Raw genomic sequence first — 16,813 nt, 5'->3', positions numbered from 1 at the left:
CTAACATGTGAATAGGTGTTCACATGTTAGTGCAAAGAACTGTGGCGGGCAAGCACGCCGTGGCGGTATATCGGTTCAGTGACGTGGCTTGTCGCGCACCTGACCGTCGTCGTCCCGCATCTCCGGCTGACCCAGCCCCAGCTTCTGCAACTGTGGCAGGATCTTGCGCCGTTCGCCCACCGCCACCACGATCATCCGGTCAGGGTCGAGCCAGCGGCGCGCGACCGCCTGCACGTCGTCGACACCGACACCCGCCAGATGCGTGGCCAGGCTGTCGTAGTAATCCGCCGGCAGGCCATAGACGAATAACTCCGTCAGGCTCGCGCCAATGTCGGCGTTGGTCTCGAACTGCCCCGGCAGCGACAGCAACTGCGCATTGCGCGCCGCCGCCAATTCGTCGGCGGAGATCGGCTGCTCGCGCAGCAGCGCGACTTCGCGCAGGATTTCGCGCACCGCTTCACCGGTCGCATCCTGCTGCACGCTGGCTTCCACCGAAAACGGCGCCGGCTGACGGTCGTAGTCGAAGTGCGAATGGATGCCATAAGTCAGCCCGCGCGTCTCCCGCAGGTTGTTGTTGAGCCGGCTCGAGAACATCCCGCCCAGCACCCCGTTCATGATTTGCAGGGCAGGGAAGTCGGGCGTGTCGCGCGCCGGGCCCATGGTGGCCACCTGCAGCGCCGTCTGGCCGGCGTCCGGCTGGTCGATCACGACCAGGCGCGCAGCCGTCGGTTTGGCCGCGCCAACCGCAGCCGCTGGTGCCTCGGCTGCCGTCCAGCCGCCGAACTGCGCCTGCGCCAGTGCTTCCAGTTCGGCGCGCGTGATATCGCCCGTGACCACCAGCGCCGCGTTCGACGGCACGTAATGGCGGCGCCAGAAGCCGACGATGTCGTCGCGCGTCGTGCGCCGGATGGCCGGCTCCAGGCCAAGCTGGCCATAGCCTTTCGGGTGGCCCGCGCCAAACAGCGCGCCTGCCGCCGCCAGCGCCGCGACGGTTTCCGGGTCGTCGCGCTGCTGCGTGAGCGCGCCGAGGCGATCCTGGCGCTGGCGCTCGATCTCGGCAGCCGGGAAAGCAGGGCGCTGGACGATGTCGGCGACGATTTCCAGTGCGCGCGCAAAGGTGGATGTCAGGGCCAGCAGCGAGACGGTGGAGACGTCGTCGCTGCTGCCCGTGTCCATGAAGGCGCCCAGCTGGGCGATGTCGTCGGCGATGGCCGGTGCGCTGCGCGTGGCCGTGCCTTCCTCCAGCATCTGCGCGGTAAATCCGGCCAGGCCAGGCAGGTCGGATGGATTGGCGGCGCCGCCGCTGCGCACCACGAGCTGGCTCGACACGAGCGGCAGCGCCGGATTGCGGTAGTGGATGACGGTCAGGCCATTGGCCAGCGTGAAGGTCTCGCCGCGCGGCTGCCTGAAGCGCGGCGCCGGGCCGGCCTTGGGCGGCGTCGCACGCCACGCTTCGGCCACGTTGACCGGCGCCACCGGCGTTGGTGCGGCCGCGGTGCGGGCGGCCTTGCCAATGCGCGGATCGTCCACCTTCGGCTTGCCCGGCACGCCCGTGACGACGGCGCGCGCCTGTTGCGGCAGCCAGGTCTGCACAGCGCGCTGGACGGCGGCGGCGTCGATGCGGCGCAGGCGCGCCAGGTCCTTGTCCAGGTAGCCCGGGTCGCCCGTGTACAGGTTGTAGTGATTGAGCTGCTCGGCCAGGCCGTCGCCGCCCAGCTTTTCCAGCGAGGCCAGCAGCGACGTTTCCAGGCTGTTGCGCGCGCGTTCGACCTCGCGCGCGGTCGGGCCTTCGGTGCGCAGCAGGGCCAGTTCGGCGTCGATCGCCGCTTCGATCTCTTGCGGCGTGTGGCCGGCGCGCGCCGTCACGTCGATGACGAAGGTCGAGGCCAAGCCCAGCGAGCCTTGCGAGGCCGAGACATCCTGTGCGATCTGGCGTTCGTAGACGAGCGATTTGTACAGGCGGCTCGACTTGCCGCCGCCCAGGATCGTGGCCGCCACCATCAGTTCGGCGTCGCCTGGCTGATAGGCGGGCGGCGTGAGCCAGCCCATGAACACGCGCGGCAGCTCGACGCGGTCGCGCACGACGACGCGGCGTTCGGCCGTGATCGGCGGCGTGACCACGTGCGGGCGCACCACGTCCGGCCCGCGGCGCAGGCCGCCGAAGTAGCGCGTGACCAGCTCGCGCACGGTCTGCTTGTCGATGTCGCCGGCGATCACCAGGCTGGCATTGTTCGGGCCATAGTATTGGGTGAAGAAGGCGCGCACGTCTTCCAGGCGCGCGCTCTGGATGTCGGCATGCGAACCGATGATCGAGGCCGCGTACGGGTGCCCCTGCGGGAACAGCGTGCGCGCCAGCGCTTCCTCGACGATGCCGTACGGCTCGCCCTCGACGGTCTGGCGCCGCTCGTTGCGTACCACGTCCTGCTGGTTGGTCAGCGCCTGCTGGTCGAGCACGTCGAGCAGGTAACCCATGCGGTCGGCGTGCACCCACAGCGCCAGTTCGAGCTGGTTCGACGGCACGGTGTCGTAGTAGCTGGTGCTGTCGTACCCCGTGCCGCCATTGCTGTCGGTCGCGCCGGCGCCTTCGAGCAGGCGATCGGCCATGCCGCGCGGGATGTGCGCGGTGGCGGCGAACATCATGTGCTCGAACAGGTGGGCAAAGCCCGTCAGGCCGGGCGCCTCGTTGGCCGGGCCGACGTGGTACCACAGGTTCACGGCCACGATCGGCAGGCGCTTGTCTTCGACCAGAATCACTTGCAGGCCGTTGGGCAGCACCAGCTTGTCAAAGGCGATCGACGGCACCGGCGCGGATGCCGGTGACGATGCAGGTGCGGGGGGCTGCGCCTGGGCCGGGCCGGCGGCCGGCGCAGCGGCCAGCATCAGCGGGACCATCAGGGTAGGAATATTCAAGCATTCTCCAGATAATTCATTGGCAACGACGCCGGCGTCGGCCAGGCGACGCCCCGGCCAGCCGGCAGGGTAGGGGGCGGCAGGACACCGTCGAACTGGCCGCGCACAACACGCTATTATCGCGGATACGCACGAAAGGCGTGGGCAGGCGCTGCCATTGCCCGTCTATTCGACAAAGCGCAGCAGCCCGCGCAGCGCATGCGCCACGGCCTGCGCGCGCACGGCCTGGCGATCGCCCTGGAACACGAGGCGCTCGGTCTGCACATGCTCGCCCCGCGCCCAGCCGAAGCACACGGTGCCGATTGGCTTGCCGGGCACGCCGCCACTCGGGCCGGCGATGCCGGTCGTCGAGACGGCCACATCGGCGCTGCTGTTGGCGACGGCGCCCGTAGCCATGGCGGCAGCCACTTCTTCGCTGACAGCCCCAAATTGCGCGATGACGGCGTCGGAGACGTCCAGCATGTCGTTCTTGGCCGTGTTCGAATACGTGACGAAGCCGCGATCGAACCAGTCGCTCGAGCCGGGAATGTCGGTGAGCGCCTGGGCGATGCCGCCGCCGGTACAGGATTCGGCCGTGGCCAGCATCAGTTTTTTGGCGCCAAGCGTCTGGCTGACCTGATTTGCAAGATCGGTAAGTTCATGCGTCACGTGCGTCTCCTTGTGCAGTCGGCGGACGGGCTTGTCCGGGTGATCCCATTCTAGCGCGCAGTGTGCCGCTAGGGCATGCTGGTTGCAGAGCAGCCTCGGGTTGGATATTGCCATACGTAAAGATGCTATGCTCCCGGCATGGGTGCATCGAAGGCAAATTTGTTGTCGGGTCCTGATCGATGTTCCGTGCGACATGCGGCTTGGCCGGACTGCTATGCTGGAACGCAGCTGGCCTCTGTGGCTAGATGCCTCTTTTTTGTTTTACATAGATCTTACAATGCCGTACGGACGCATCGCATGTGGCCAGCCAGGGTTGGCCCGATCGTGAAGTCGCCAGCCCAACCGGGTCAGCGCCCCGCGCACACGCGTAGCCGTTTCGTGAAACGGCTCGGGGAGGAAGCATGAGCCGCCAGCGCTCGATCCGCAAGAAGCTGGTAGCCATGGTGATGACGACGACATTCGTCGCACTGCTGGTCTCGATCGCCCTCGTGGTGGCATACGACCTGCGTAGCTATCACCGGACGCTCATGAACGACCTGTCGACCAACGCAGAACTGGTCGGCCACATGACGTCCGCCGCGCTCACCTTCGACGACCCGCGTCTTGCCAACGAAGACCTGCTGCTGCTGCGCGCCAGTCCGCTGGTGCGCGGCGCAGCCATCTACGATGCGCGTGGCCAGCTGTTCGCCTCGTATTCCGCGACCGGTGAAAAGCGGCCCGTGCCCAGACGCCTCGAAGCGATCGACCAGAGCGGCGACGGCATCATGGTGGTCAGCCAGCCGATCGTCGAAAATGGCGAGGCGGTCGGCACTGTCGTGATGCGCGCCGAAAACCGCATGCTGGCGCGCTTCGTCGATTATCTTGCGATTGCCGCCGGCGTGACCCTGATCGCCATGGCGATCGCTTACCTGATGATGCGGCGCTTCGGACGCGTGCTGACGTCGCCGATCATTGCGATCACCGAAGTGGCGCGCGACGTGGTGGCCACGCGCGATTATTCACGCCGCGCACCGCGCATCGGCGACGACGAGGCGGCCGAACTGGCCGACTCGTTCAACACGATGCTCACCGAAATCGAAGGTCGCACGCGCGAACTCGAAGACTCGCACAACGCCACCCTGCGCTCGGCCACCGAACGCTCACACGCCCAGCAGGAAGTGATGCGCCTGAACGAGCAGCTCGAGCAGCGCGTCGACGAGCGCACCCTGCAACTGGCGCTGGCCAACGCCGAACTGGCTAACGCCAATGAAGAAGCGCGCAGCGCCAACCAGGCCAAGTCGGCGTTTTTGTCGTCGATGAGCCACGAGCTGCGCACGCCGCTCAATGCGATCCTGGGCTTTGCCCAGATCCTGACGTCCAACACGCTGCCGTCGACCCTCGAGCAAAAGAAGGAGTTCGCCAACCACATCCTCAAGTCGGGCCGCCACCTGCTCACGCTGATCAACGAGATCCTCGACCTGGCCAAGGTCGAATCGGGCACCATCACGCTGTCGATGGAGCCGGTGGCGCTGGCCGACATCCTGCTTGAATGCCGCACGATGATCGAGCCGATTGCCGCCACGCGCAAGGTGCGGGTGCTGTTCCCCGATGTCGATGGCGCAGTGGTGCTGGCCGACCGCACTCGCCTGAAGCAGGTCATGCTCAATCTGCTGTCGAACGCCGTCAAGTACAACCGCGACGAGGGCGCCGTGGTGCTTGCCTGCGACCAGCCCACGCCCACGCGCATGCGCCTGTCGGTGCAGGACACCGGCAATGGTCTCAATCCCGAGCAGGTCGCCAGCCTGTTCCAGCCATTCAACCGGCTGGGGCAGGAGTCCGGCACCCAGGAAGGCACCGGCATCGGCCTGGTGGTGACCAAGCGCCTGGTGGAACTGATGGGCGGCGAGATCGGCGTGACCAGCAGCCCCGGTGTCGGCAGCGTGTTCTGGATCGAGCTGGCCAGTACCGCGCCGCGCACATCGGGTCTGGCGGAACGGGCGGCGCCCGCCGCCGGTGCGCTGGCGCCGTCCGCGTCCACGGCCGAAGCCGCGCCGCGCCTGTTGCTGTACGTCGAGGACAATCCGGCCAACCTGCGCCTGGTCGAAGAGATCGTGGCGTTCCGGCGCGACCTGCGCCTGCTGGCGGCGCACGACGGCCACCTGGGCCTGCAACTGGCGCGGGCGCATCGCCCCGACATCATCCTGATGGACCTGAACCTGCCCGGCATGAGCGGCTTCGAGGTCCTGCGCCAGCTTGGCGCCGATCCCGAAACCGCGCAGATTCCGGTCATCGCGCTGACCGCCAACGCCATGCCGCGCGATATCGAGCGCGGCGTGGCGGCCGGGTTCCACCGCTACCTGACCAAGCCGATCGACATCGAAAAATTTACTGAAGCGATCAACAGCACCCTGGCGGAGGGGCCGACGCTGGCCGCGCCAGGCGAAAGGACCTATCCATGATTTCCCTGTCCGACATCAGACGGGCCCGCATCCTGGTCGTCGATGACGAACCGGTCAACGTGCAACTGCTTGAATACCTCCTCAAGACCACCGGCTACGAAAACGTCCTCTCGACGTTCGACCCGCGCCAGGTCGTCGCGCTGCATCTGAAGCACCGCTTCGACCTGATCATTCTCGACCTGCACATGCCGGGCATGGACGGCTTTGACGTGATGGAGGCGTTAAAGCCTCTGGAGAGCGATTCGTGGCTGCCAGTGCTGGTGGTCACGGCTGAACCGGACAAGAAACTGGCGGCCCTCGAAGCCGGTGCGCGCGACTTCATCGGCAAGCCGTTCGACACGGTCGAAGTCATGACGCGCATCCGCAACCTGCTCGAGGTGCGCCTGCTGCACCGCGAATCGCTCGACTACGGCAGTGAACTCGAACGCCAGGTGCGCGAGCGCACCGCCGAACTGGCGCGCTTTCGCGGCGCGATGGACGCCACCCCCGATGCGCTGTTCCTGATCGATACGGCCAGCATGGCGATGGTCGACGTGTCCGAAGGCGCCTGTCGCATGCTGGGCTTTTCACGCGACGCACTGCTGCGCATCGATCCGGTGGCGCTGGGCCTGGCCTCGCGCTCGCAGCTCGAACGTCATATCGGCGCGGCCGCGCAGGGCGGGCCGCCCGAGCCCGACATCGTCGAGACCGACCTGCTGCGCGCCGGTGGCGAAGGCTCGGTGCCGGTGGAAATCAGCTGGAAGCTGCAAGACCCGCAAGGGCAACGCAACGCCCAGCGCATGCTCATTGCCGTGGCGCGCGACATCAGCGAGCGCCTGCTGGCCCAGGAGCGGCTGCGCCACGCAGCCAGCTACGACGCGCTGACCGGCCTGCCGAACCGCACGCTGTTCTTTGAAAACCTGCGCGGCACGATCGAACTGGCCCAGGACAAGAACTGGCGCGTTGCGGTGTTGTGCATCACGCTCGACCGCTTCAAGGTGATCAACGATTCGCTCGGTACGGCGCCGGGCGACGAGCTGCTGCGCCAGTTCAGCACGCGCCTGGTGCGCTGCGTGAGGGTGCGCGATTCGGTCGGGCGCCTGGGCGGCGATGAATTCGCGTTGATCCTGACGATGCCGCGCGAGCAGCAGGACGCCGTGAACATGGCCAACGAAGTGCGCGAATCGCTGCGGCTGCCGTTCGACCTGCACGGCCAGCAGGCCGCGCTCACGGCCAGCATCGGCATCGCGATGTACCCGGACGACACGATCGATCCGGGCACGCTCGTCAAGTACGCCGACACGGCGATGGTGCGGGCCAAGGAAGCAGGGCGCGACGGCTACCGCTTCTTCACCGCCGGCATGAACGTGCAGGTGCTGGCGCGTCTTGACCTCGAACTGGCGCTGCGCGGCGCGCTGGCGGACAACCAGTTCGTGTTGCACTACCAGCCCAAGATGGAACTCAATACCGGCCGCATCGCCGGCAGCGAAGCGCTGCTGCGCTGGAACCGGCCCGGCTATGGCCTCGTGTATCCGGCCGAATTCGTGCCGGTGATGGAAGAAACCGGCCTGGTCGTGCGCGTGGGTGACTGGATCATCGACGAAGCCTGCCGCCAGATCGCGGCCTGGAATGCGGCCGGCGTGCGCGACGTGCGGGTGGCGGTGAACGTCTCGAGCCGCCAGTTCGTCGAGGGCGACCTGGAAGGCGTGGTGCGCAGCGCCCTTGAACGCCATGGCATCGAGGCGGGCCTGCTCGAACTGGAGCTGACCGAAAGCGCGCTGATGCAAAATGCCGAGCGCACCACCGAAGTGCTCACGCGCCTGAAAGCGCTGGGGATCCGCATCGCGATCGACGACTTCGGCACCGGCTACTCGAGCCTGGCTTACCTGAAGCGCTTCCCGATCGACAAGCTGAAAATCGACATCGCGTTCGTGCGCGACATCGTCACCAACCCGGACGACGCCGCGATCGCGCTGGCCATCATCAGCATGGCGCACAGCCTGCACATGCAGGTGGTCGCCGAAGGCGTCGAGACGCGCGCCCAGATGGCCTACCTGCGGCGCAACCGCTGCGACGAAATCCAGGGCTTCTACTTTTCACGCGCGCTGCCGGCAGGCCAGCTGGCCACGCTCGTGGTGTCGAACCGCGCCAGTCCCGACCAGCTGCCGGAAGTGGTCGACAATGTGCAGACGCTGCTCATCGTCGATGACGATCCGAACGTGCTGGCGGCGCTGCACCGGTTGTTCCGGCGCGACGGCTACCGCGTGCTGACCGCAGGGTCGCCCGCCGAAGGCTTCGAACTGCTGGCGCTGTACCACGTGCACGTGATCCTGTGCGACCAGCGCATGCCGGTGATGAGCGGGACCGAGTTTCTCAGCAAGGTCAAGGAGATGTATCCGGACACGATCCGCATCATCCTGTCGGGTGACACCGGCGTGGAGGCGGTGCTCGACTCGATCAACCGCGGCGCGATCTACCGCTTCTACACCAAGCCGTGGGACGACATGACACTGCGCGACAATATCCGGCTGGCGTTTCGCCATTACTGGATGACGCATGGCCCATATGATGACCGCAAGGCGCCGCGCGACGACGATGTCACCGGACAGGACGCGGCGCCTCAGGCGCCGCTGAAATGATCCCAGCCTGACAGCGCCAGATCGAGGGGGGCGCCGTGCGCATCGACCAGGCGCAGGCCCGGCGCGGCGTCGATGGTGCCGACCCGGGTCACCGGCGTGCCGGCCTGCGCACCCGCCGCCAGCACGGCCTCGCGCGCGGCGCGCGGCGCCGTGAAGCACAACTCGTAATCGTCACCGCCGGCCGCCGTGAAGCGTCGCCGCAATGCCGGCGCCTGCTGTGCCAGCACGGGGCCGGCCGGCAGCGCATCGACGTCGAGCGTCGCGCCTACCCGCGAGGCCTGCAGAATATGGCCAAGGTCGCCCACCAGCCCGTCCGAAATATCGAGCGCCGCGTGGGCGACGGGCAGGCTGGCCAGCGCCAGGCCCAGCGCCACGCGCGGCGTTGGCAGGTGCATGCGCGTGGCAGCCTCTGCGTGCAATGCCGGGTCGAGTTCGAGTTCGTTCCAGTACCCCGCCAGTGCCAGCCGGGCGTCGCCCAGCGTGCCCGAGATCCAGATGTCGTCGCCCGCCTGCGCCGCATCGCGCCGCAGCGCGTGGCCGGGCGACAGTTCACCGAACACGGTGATGCAGATGTTCAGCGGCCCCTTGGTCGTGTCGCCCCCGATCAGCTCGCATTCGTGCGTGTCGGCCAGTGCGAACAGGCCCTGCGAGAAGCCGGCGAGCCAGTCCGGGTTGGCTTCGGGCAGTGCCAGAGCCAAGGTAAAAGCGACGGGGCGGGCGCCCATGGCGGCCAGGTCGGACAGGTTCACGGCCAGCGCCTTGTGGCCCAGCATGCGCGGGTCGGCGCCGGCAAAGAAGTGGCGATCTTCCACCAGCATGTCGGACGAAATGGCAAGCTGGCGCCCCGGCGTGATGGCGAGCAGGGCGCAGTCGTCGCCGATGCCCAGGGGCGCGCGGCCAGGCCGGTCGCGCTTGAAGTAACGCTTGATGAGATCGAATTCGGAGAGCATGGCGGCGATTGTACCGTGGCACAAACGGCGGGGGCGCTGAAGCGATTTTGCTGCAACCGCACATAAGCATGTTGAAAATACGTAGTCGTTGCCAAGACCCTCTCTGATAGAATCGAAAGCCCCGTTTCGCACCAGGAAGGCCTTTCAGCATGGATTCGTCATCTGACAAAAAAGAAGAATTGCGTCAGCAATTGCGCCAAGCAGCGCTCGAATATCACCAGTTCCCACGTCCCGGCAAGATCAGCGTCACGCCCACCAAGGGCCTGCTGAACCAGCGCGACCTGGCGCTGGCATACTCGCCGGGCGTCGCTGCGCCATGCGAAGAGATCGTCAAGGATCCGGCCAACGCCTACAAGTACACGGCGCGCGGTAACCTGGTAGCAGTCATTACCAACGGCACCGCCGTGCTGGGCCTGGGCAATATCGGCCCGCTCGCCTCCAAGCCAGTGATGGAAGGCAAGGGCGTGTTGTTCAAGAAATTTGCCGCCATCGACGTGTTCGACATCGAGATCAACGAAACCGATCCCGACAAGCTGGTCGACATCATTGCTTCACTCGAGCCGACCTTTGGCGGCGTGAACCTCGAAGACATCAAGGCGCCCGAGTGCTTCTACATCGAGCGCAAGCTGCGCGAGCGCATGAAGATTCCGGTCTTCCACGATGACCAGCACGGCACCGCGATCATCGTTGGCGCCGCGATCATGAATGGCCTGAAAGTCGTGGGCAAGGACATCACGTCGTGCAAACTGGTGGTGTCCGGCGCCGGTGCGGCCGCGCTGGCCTGCCTCGACCTGATCGTCGACCTGGGCTTCCCGATCGAAAACATCTTCGTCACCGACCTGGCCGGCGTGGTCTACAAGGGCCGCGTCGAACTGATGGACCCGGACAAGGAACGCTTCGCCCAGGACACGCCGCACCGCAGCCTGGCCGAGGTCATCCCGGGCGCCGACATCTTCCTGGGCCTGTCCGCTGGCGGCGTGCTCAAAAAGGAAATGGTCGCATCGATGGGCCCGAGCCCGCTGATCCTGGCGCTGGCCAACCCGAACCCCGAGATCCTGCCCGAAGACGTCAAGTCCGTGCGCAGCGATGCGATCATCGCCACCGGCCGTTCGGATTATCCGAACCAGGTCAACAACGTGCTGTGCTTCCCGTACATGTTCCGCGGCGCGCTCGATTGTGGCGCGACGACGATCACGCGCGAAATGGAAATTGCCGTGGTCCACGCGATTGCCGACCTGGCGCACGCCGAGCAGTCGGACATCGTGGCCTCTGCGTATGGCATCTCGAACCTGTCGTTCGGTCCGGAATACCTGATCCCGATGCCGTTCGATCCGCGCCTGTTGACCCATATCGCGCCGGCCGTGGCCAAGGCCGCGATGGACGGTGGCGTTGCCGCCCGCCCGATCGAGGACCTGGGTGCCTACGCCGAGAGCCTGCAGCAGTTCGTGTATCGCAGCGGCACGTTCATGAAGCCGCTGTTTACGATCGCCAAGAGCGCGCCGGATGAGCTCAAGCGCATCGTCTACGCCGAAGGCGAAGAAGAGCGCGTGCTGCGCGCCGTGCAAGTGGTGGTCGACGAAAAGCTGGCGCGTCCGATCCTGGTCGGCCGCCCGGCCGTGCTGGAGCAGCGCATCGAGAAATTTGGCCTGCGCCTGAAACTCGGCGTGCACTTCGATGTCATCAATCCCGACTTCGACGAGCGTTACCGCGATTACTGGCAGAGCTATCACCAGATGGTGATGCGCAAGGGCGTCACGCAAGACCTGGCCAAACTGGCCATGCGCCGCCGCCACACGCTCATTGGCGCGATGATGATCCACAAGGGCGAAGCCGACGGCATGATCTGCGGCACCTACGGCACCACGCAGATGCACCTGGAATTCGTCGACCAGGTGCTGGGCAAGCGCGCTGGCGCCAAGGTGTATGCGGCAATGAACTTCGTCATCACGCCGGAGCGCCAGCTGGCAATGGTCGATACCCACGTCAACGAAAATCCGAACGCCGAGCAATTGGCCGAAATTACGGTGATGGCGGCCGAAGAGATGGAGCGCTTCGGCATCGTGCCGCGCGCAGCGTTGCTGTCGCACTCGAATTTCGGCAGCGCCAATTCGGAGTCGGCGCAAAAGATGCGCGCCGCGCTGGCCCTCGTGCAGCAGAAGAAGCCTGACCTCGAAATCGATGGCGAGATGCATGGCGACACGGCGCTCGACGCCAAGATGCGCGCCAAGATCATGCCGAACTCGACGCTCAAGGGCGACGCCAACCTGCTGGTGATGCCGAACATCGACGCCGCAAACATCGCCTACAACCTGGTCAAGACAGCGGCCGGCAACGGCATCGCCATCGGCCCGGTCCTGCTGGGCTGCGCGCGGCCGGTGCATATCCTGACCCCGTCGGCCACCGTGCGCCGGATCGTCAACATGACGGCGCTGGCCGTTGTCGAGGCGGTGTCGCCACGCTGAGGTTCAGCGGCAAACGCGTGGATGGCGGCGCCGTCCACGCGACACCCTTCACGCACCTTGTCTCTGCTTGTCACGGTTTGATCGGCAACGCCGATCGCATCCCCAATCACGTCAGCAACGCAAATCCATGCCCAAAAACCCTTGAAAAACAATTAGGGTCAGAGTCGAATTGTTTGACAACTTTGAGGAATTGCCCAATAAATCGACTCTGACCCTAATTAATTTTTGCCAGTTTGGCGTTTTATTTAAAGCTCTCGAGAAATTCAATTACTGACGGCATCAGAAACGCCGCCCACCGTCGAAAAAGCCACCAAAACAATGAGGGTCAGAGTCGAATTGTTTGGCAACTTTGGGTAATTGCCCAACAATTCTACTCTGACCCTCATTGGGTTTTGGGGTCAGGTGGTTTCGGCCCAGCGGGTGCGGATTTCGCGGATGGCGGGGAGGCGGGTGGTGAAGAGGTCGACGAGCTGGGGGTCGAAGTGGCGGCCTTTCTGGTCGTGCAGGAAGGCGACTGCGTCTTCTTCGGTCCAGGCTTTCTTGTAGGGGCGTACCGAGGTCAGGGCGTCGAAGACGTCGGCGATGGCCACGATGCGGCCGACCAGCGGGATCGCTTCGCCGGCCAGCCCGTTCGGGTAGCCGCTGCCATCGTATTTTTCGTGATGGGTGAGCGCGATGTTGCGCGCCAGCGCCAGCATGCCGCTGGTGTGTTCGCCGATGATCTCGGCGCCGATCGTCACGTGGCTCTGCATGATCTTCCATTCGTCGGCGTCGAGCGGCCCCGGTTTTTGCAGGATGCGATCCGGGATGCCGATCTTGCCCACGTCGTGCATCGGCGCCGCGTGCAGCAGGTCATCCGCTTCCAGCTCGTTCAGGCCGGCCGCGATGCCGAGAACGCGCGAAAAATGGCTCATGCGGATCACGTGCAGGCCGGTCTCGTTGTCCTTGTACTCGGCGGCCAGGCCCAGGCGCTGGACGATCTCCAGGCGGCTCGCGCGCAGCGCTTCCATGCGCACCAGCGACAAGTGGGTGCGCACGCGCGCGCGCACCACCGGCGGGCTGACCGGCTTGGTGATGTAGTCGACGGCGCCGGCCTCGAACCCTTCGATTTCGTCGGCAGTCTCGGTCAGGGCGGTCACGAAAATCACCGGTACCGAGGCCGTGGCCGGATGCGCTTTCAACGCCGCGCACACTTCGTAGCCCGACATCCCCGGCATCATCACGTCCAGCAGCACCAGATCGGGCTGCTCCTGGCGCACCAGTTCGAGCGCGCGCGCGCCATCCTTGGCAAATAGCAGGCGGTAGTGGTCCTGCAGGATCTGGCGCAGCAGCTGCAGGTTGCTGGCTTCATCGTCGACGGCCAGGATCAGTGGCCGGGTATTCGGTTGGTTCATGCGGAAGGATTGTTGGTGGCGTCGCCAGGCGCGCCGTCAGAGGGTTCGTCCCCGAGGATGGCCATCACGGCTTCCAGATGATCGAGGGCGAGATCGAAGTCGAAATCGGCGATGGCCGACTGTACCTGTACCACGCGGGTGATGACCGGATGGGCGGCCAGCGCCACGGCCAGGCTGGTCATGGCGCCATCGCTCAGCGCGCCGCGGCGCAGCGCTTCAAGCAGCACGCCGCCAGCGCGCCGTGCACGTGCCAGGTCGACCGTGCTGCCCGACGCTGCCGTCGCCGGCGTGACGGCGACGTTGCCGATCGCAGCCAGCGCCGCCTCGAGCGCCTGCGTTGCCACGCCCAGCGCATCGGCCGCGTGCCGCTCGTCGGTCGGCACTGCATTGGTCGCCTGCTCCAGCGTGGCCAGCGCGTCGGACAAGCGCTCCAGGCCGACGTTGGCGGCAGCGCCGCGCACCTTGTGCGCGAGCATGCGCAGCTGCACGTGATCGCCGCCGGCGGCATGCAGGCGCATCGCGCCGTCCAGCTGCGCGTACTGGCGGTGGAAGTGTTCGAGCGCCTCGGTATAGGCGTCTTCACGGTTGCTCCAGCGATGCAGGCCGGCGCGCCGGTTGAGCACTTCGCGCGGCGCCGTCGATACGGCGGCAGCATCGACCGGCACACCGCCTTCCAGACCAAGCACGCGCGCGATCTCGTGCGACAGGGCGAACCAGTCGACCGGCTTGCTGGCAAAGCCGTCCATGCCGGCATCGACGCTGGCCTGGCGGTGCTCGGCCAGCACGCTGGCGGTCATCGCGATCACCGGCAGGCGCGTCGTGCCGTGGCGCGCCTCGTGGTCGCGGATGGCGCGGGTCGCAGCCAGGCCGTCCATCACCGGCATCTGGAAGTCCATCAGCGCCACGTCGTATTCGCCGCTGGTGGCCAGTTCGACGATTGCGCCGCCGTCGCGCGCGGCCGTCATCGTATGGCCGCGGCGCGTCATCAACAGCTGCATCAGTTCGAGGTTCTGCGGCACGTCGTCGGCCACCAGCACGCGCAGCGGCGGCAGCACGGCAGCGCTGCGCACACGCGGCGCGTGATTGCAAAAGCGCGCCAGGATCAGCGGCACACGCACGTGGAAGGTCGCGCCCTGGCCCGGCGTACTCTCGGCCCAGATCCGCCCGCCCATCAGCTCGACGAGCTGCTTGCTGATCGTGGTGCCCAACCCGGTGCCGCCGAAGCGGCGCGTCATCGACGCGTCGGCCTGCGTGAACGGATCGAAGATCGCGGCCAGGCGGTCGGGCGCGATGCCGATGCCGGTGTCGATCACGGCGATGCACAGCTGGTCGACATCGGCGCTCACGGTCAGCGTCACGCCGCCGGTGGCGGTAAACTTGATGGCATTGTCGAGCAGGTTGGTGAGCACCTGGCGCATGCGCAGTTCATCGCCGCGCAGGCCGGTAGGCAGCGCCGGGTCGTACTGGATATCCAGGTGCAGGCCCTTGGCGCGCGCATTGGCCGCCAGCGTCGACGACAGTTCATCGATCAGCGACAGCAGGTTGTAGTCGTTCTGTTCGAGTTCGACCGCACCTTTTTCGAGCTTGGCCGTGTCGAGGATTTCATTGAGCAGTCGCAGCAGGGCGCGGCCCGCGCTGCGCACGGTGTCCAGGTGGCGGCGCTGTTCGAGATTGAGTTCGCCATCAAGCAGCACGTCGGTAAAGCCCAGGATCGAATTCATCGGCGTGCGGATCTCGTGGCTCATGTTGGCCACGAAGGTGGCGCGGGCGGCCGCGGCCTGCTCGGCCTTCTCCTTGGCGCAGCGCAGCGCTTCTTCCATCTCGCGCCGCTCGGTGATGTCGAGGATGACACCATCGAGGTACTGGACGTTGCCTGCATCGTCATGCACGCTGTTGCCGTTTTCCCAGAGCCAGCGCACGCTGCCGTCGGCGTGCAGCAGGCGGTATTCGACCAGGTACGGCCGGTCTTCGCGCATCGCGGCGCTGGTTTCCTTGCCCACCCGCAGGCGGTCTTCGGCATGGATCATCGCGCCGAACACGCGGCGCGGCGGGCTGCCCAGGAAGTCGCGCGCCGGGTAACCGGTGACGCGTTCGACCGCATCGCTGATGAAGATCAGCGGCCACTCGTCGTTGATCGCACTGCGGTACGAGATGCCGGGAATATTGCCGATCAGGGAGCGGAACTGCTGCTCGCTGGCCTGCAGCGCGCTTTCCATTGCCCGCCGCTCGCTGATGTCGGTGACGAAGCAGACGAACAGGTCCTGCTCGCCCAGCCGCGCATGGCCGATCGCGCCGCGTACCGGAACTTCGTGGCCATCCTTGTGCAGGCACCAGGTTTCGGTGCTGGTCTTGAGGCCGTCGAGACTGCCACGCGCCAGCACGGTCAGCACGTTGAAGTTGGCGGCGCGACCGCGCGCGGTGAGCAGCAGCCCGATGCTGCGCCCGACGATTTCATCGCGGCGCCAGCCAAAAATGCGCTCGGCCGAGGCATTGAATTCAGTGATGATGCCATCGCGTCCGACCGTAATCACGCCGTCGACCGTGGTGGTGAGCAGGGCGCGCATCCAGGCTTCGCTGCGCGAGAGATCATGGAACATCTGGCGATAGCGCAGCAGGCCGTTCACACCCAGCACGGCCACCGACAGCGCCACCGTGGTCACCGTAATCGACAGCGCCAGAAAGCCGCTGTTGGCGTCGGCCGCGCCGCCCGGATCGACCGTGCCCGAAAAGCGCGCAGCGGCCATGCCGGTGTAATGCATGCCGGCGATCGCGCAGCCCATCACACAGGCCGACAGCAGCAGGCGGCGCGATTCGGATACCGACTGGAAGCGCGACAGGCCGTGGCGCACGCTCAGCGCCAGCGTGGCCAGTATCACGGCCACGAGAATCGAGGTCGCGAACATGAACGGGTCGTAGTGCAGTGACAGGCGCATGCGCATGCCGTCCATGCCGGCGTAGTGCATCGCGCCGATGCCGGCGCCAACCAGCACGCCGCCCACCAGCAAATGCGACAGGCGCAGTTCGGGACGCGAGATCAGGCTGAGCGCCACCCACGACGCGCCGATGCTGGGCAGCGCCGACAGCAGCGTCGTCCAGTGGTCGTAGTGCACCGGCGTGCACAGGTCGAAGGCGAGCATGCCGATGAAGTGCATCGCCCAGACCCCGGCGCCGAGCGCCAGGCTGCCTGTACCGAGCGCGATGGCGCGGTGCGACGGGTGGGCGCTGGCCTGTCCGGTCACCTGCAATCCCATCCACGACGAGAAGATCGCCACCAGCAGCGACAGCGCCACCAGGGTAGGGTCATACATCCCGTACGTGAGCAGGGATGGATCTTCAGGAACGGCGAACGAAGGCAGCATAGTGAAGGTCAGGTTGTTTCAAGGTAAAAAAAAC

Annotated in this window: 8 protein-coding genes; 3 read left to right on the top strand and 5 right to left on the bottom strand. The window is 66.1% G+C overall.

Going from position 1 to position 16,813, the window contains the following annotated elements; all coding sequences use genetic code 11:
- Nucleotides 1–75 precede the first annotated feature (75 nt).
- Both AC56LH_RS17125 and AC56LH_RS17120 read right to left on the bottom strand, forming a co-directional pair.
- Nucleotides 76–2,910 carry a M16 family metallopeptidase gene (locus AC56LH_RS17125; RefSeq protein WP_499647998.1) on the bottom strand — a complete coding sequence of 945 codons (2,835 nt, stop codon included), beginning with the start codon at nucleotides 2,908–2,910 and terminating at the stop codon, nucleotides 76–78.
- 165 nt (nucleotides 2,911–3,075) lie between these two features.
- Nucleotides 3,076–3,558, bottom strand: coding sequence for a CinA family protein (locus tag AC56LH_RS17120; protein ID WP_499647996.1), 483 nt, complete (start codon nucleotides 3,556–3,558; stop codon nucleotides 3,076–3,078).
- Nucleotides 3,559–3,959: 401 nt separating this feature from the next.
- Here AC56LH_RS17120 and AC56LH_RS17115 point away from each other — a divergent pair, with 401 nt between their 5' ends.
- A complete protein-coding gene (locus AC56LH_RS17115) occupies nucleotides 3,960–5,996 on the top strand; it encodes a sensor histidine kinase, YfiR-like protein-associated (RefSeq protein WP_499647994.1) in 2,037 nt (678 codons plus the stop codon).
- Nucleotides 5,993–8,614 carry an EAL domain-containing protein gene (locus tag AC56LH_RS17110; RefSeq protein ID WP_499647992.1) on the top strand — a complete coding sequence of 874 codons (2,622 nt, stop codon included), beginning with the start codon at nucleotides 5,993–5,995 and terminating at the stop codon, nucleotides 8,612–8,614. Before AC56LH_RS17115 ends, AC56LH_RS17110 begins: the two co-directional genes overlap by 4 nt.
- Here AC56LH_RS17110 and thiL read toward each other — a convergent pair.
- The gene (gene thiL / locus AC56LH_RS17105; RefSeq protein ID WP_499647990.1) at nucleotides 8,596–9,564 is read right to left on the bottom strand and encodes a thiamine-phosphate kinase; all 969 of its coding nucleotides are present in this window, start codon (nucleotides 9,562–9,564) and stop codon (nucleotides 8,596–8,598) included. The genes AC56LH_RS17110 and thiL overlap by 19 nt on opposite strands.
- Nucleotides 9,565–9,713: 149 nt before the next feature.
- Between thiL and AC56LH_RS17100 the strand changes: the two genes are divergently transcribed.
- A complete protein-coding gene (locus AC56LH_RS17100; RefSeq protein WP_499647988.1) occupies nucleotides 9,714–12,026 on the top strand; it encodes an NADP-dependent malic enzyme in 2,313 nt (770 codons plus the stop codon).
- 398 nt (nucleotides 12,027–12,424) lie between these two features.
- Here the strand turns inward: AC56LH_RS17100 and AC56LH_RS17095 are convergent, their stop codons facing one another.
- Both AC56LH_RS17095 and AC56LH_RS17090 read right to left on the bottom strand, forming a co-directional pair.
- Nucleotides 12,425–13,420, bottom strand: coding sequence for a response regulator (locus tag AC56LH_RS17095; RefSeq protein WP_499647986.1), 996 nt, complete (start codon nucleotides 13,418–13,420; stop codon nucleotides 12,425–12,427).
- Entirely contained in the window at nucleotides 13,417–16,779 is a 3,363-nt protein-coding gene (locus tag AC56LH_RS17090) for an MHYT domain-containing protein (protein ID WP_499647984.1), read from the bottom strand. The genes AC56LH_RS17095 and AC56LH_RS17090 overlap by 4 nt, the downstream gene beginning before the upstream one ends.
- Nucleotides 16,780–16,813 lie beyond the last annotated feature (34 nt).

This window comes from Telluria sp. LT1R51-2 (assembly GCF_059685775.1).
Note: the sequence above shows the minus strand (reverse complement) of the source record. Positions and strands in the feature narration are given on the sequence as shown.

Excerpts from the sequence above, each read along its gene's own strand:
- thiL (WP_499647990.1), bottom strand. The coding sequence starts at position 9,564 with ATGCTCTCCGAATTCGATCTCATCAAGCGTTACTTCAAGCGCGACCGG.
- AC56LH_RS17095 (WP_499647986.1), bottom strand. The coding sequence starts at position 13,420 with ATGAACCAACCGAATACCCGGCCACTGATCCTGGCCGTCGACGATGAA.
- AC56LH_RS17115 (WP_499647994.1), top strand. The coding sequence starts at position 3,960 with ATGAGCCGCCAGCGCTCGATCCGCAAGAAGCTGGTAGCCATGGTGATG.
- AC56LH_RS17100 (WP_499647988.1), top strand. The coding sequence starts at position 9,714 with ATGGATTCGTCATCTGACAAAAAAGAAGAATTGCGTCAGCAATTGCGC.
- AC56LH_RS17090 (WP_499647984.1), bottom strand. The coding sequence starts at position 16,779 with ATGCTGCCTTCGTTCGCCGTTCCTGAAGATCCATCCCTGCTCACGTAC.
- AC56LH_RS17110 (WP_499647992.1), top strand. The coding sequence starts at position 5,993 with ATGATTTCCCTGTCCGACATCAGACGGGCCCGCATCCTGGTCGTCGAT.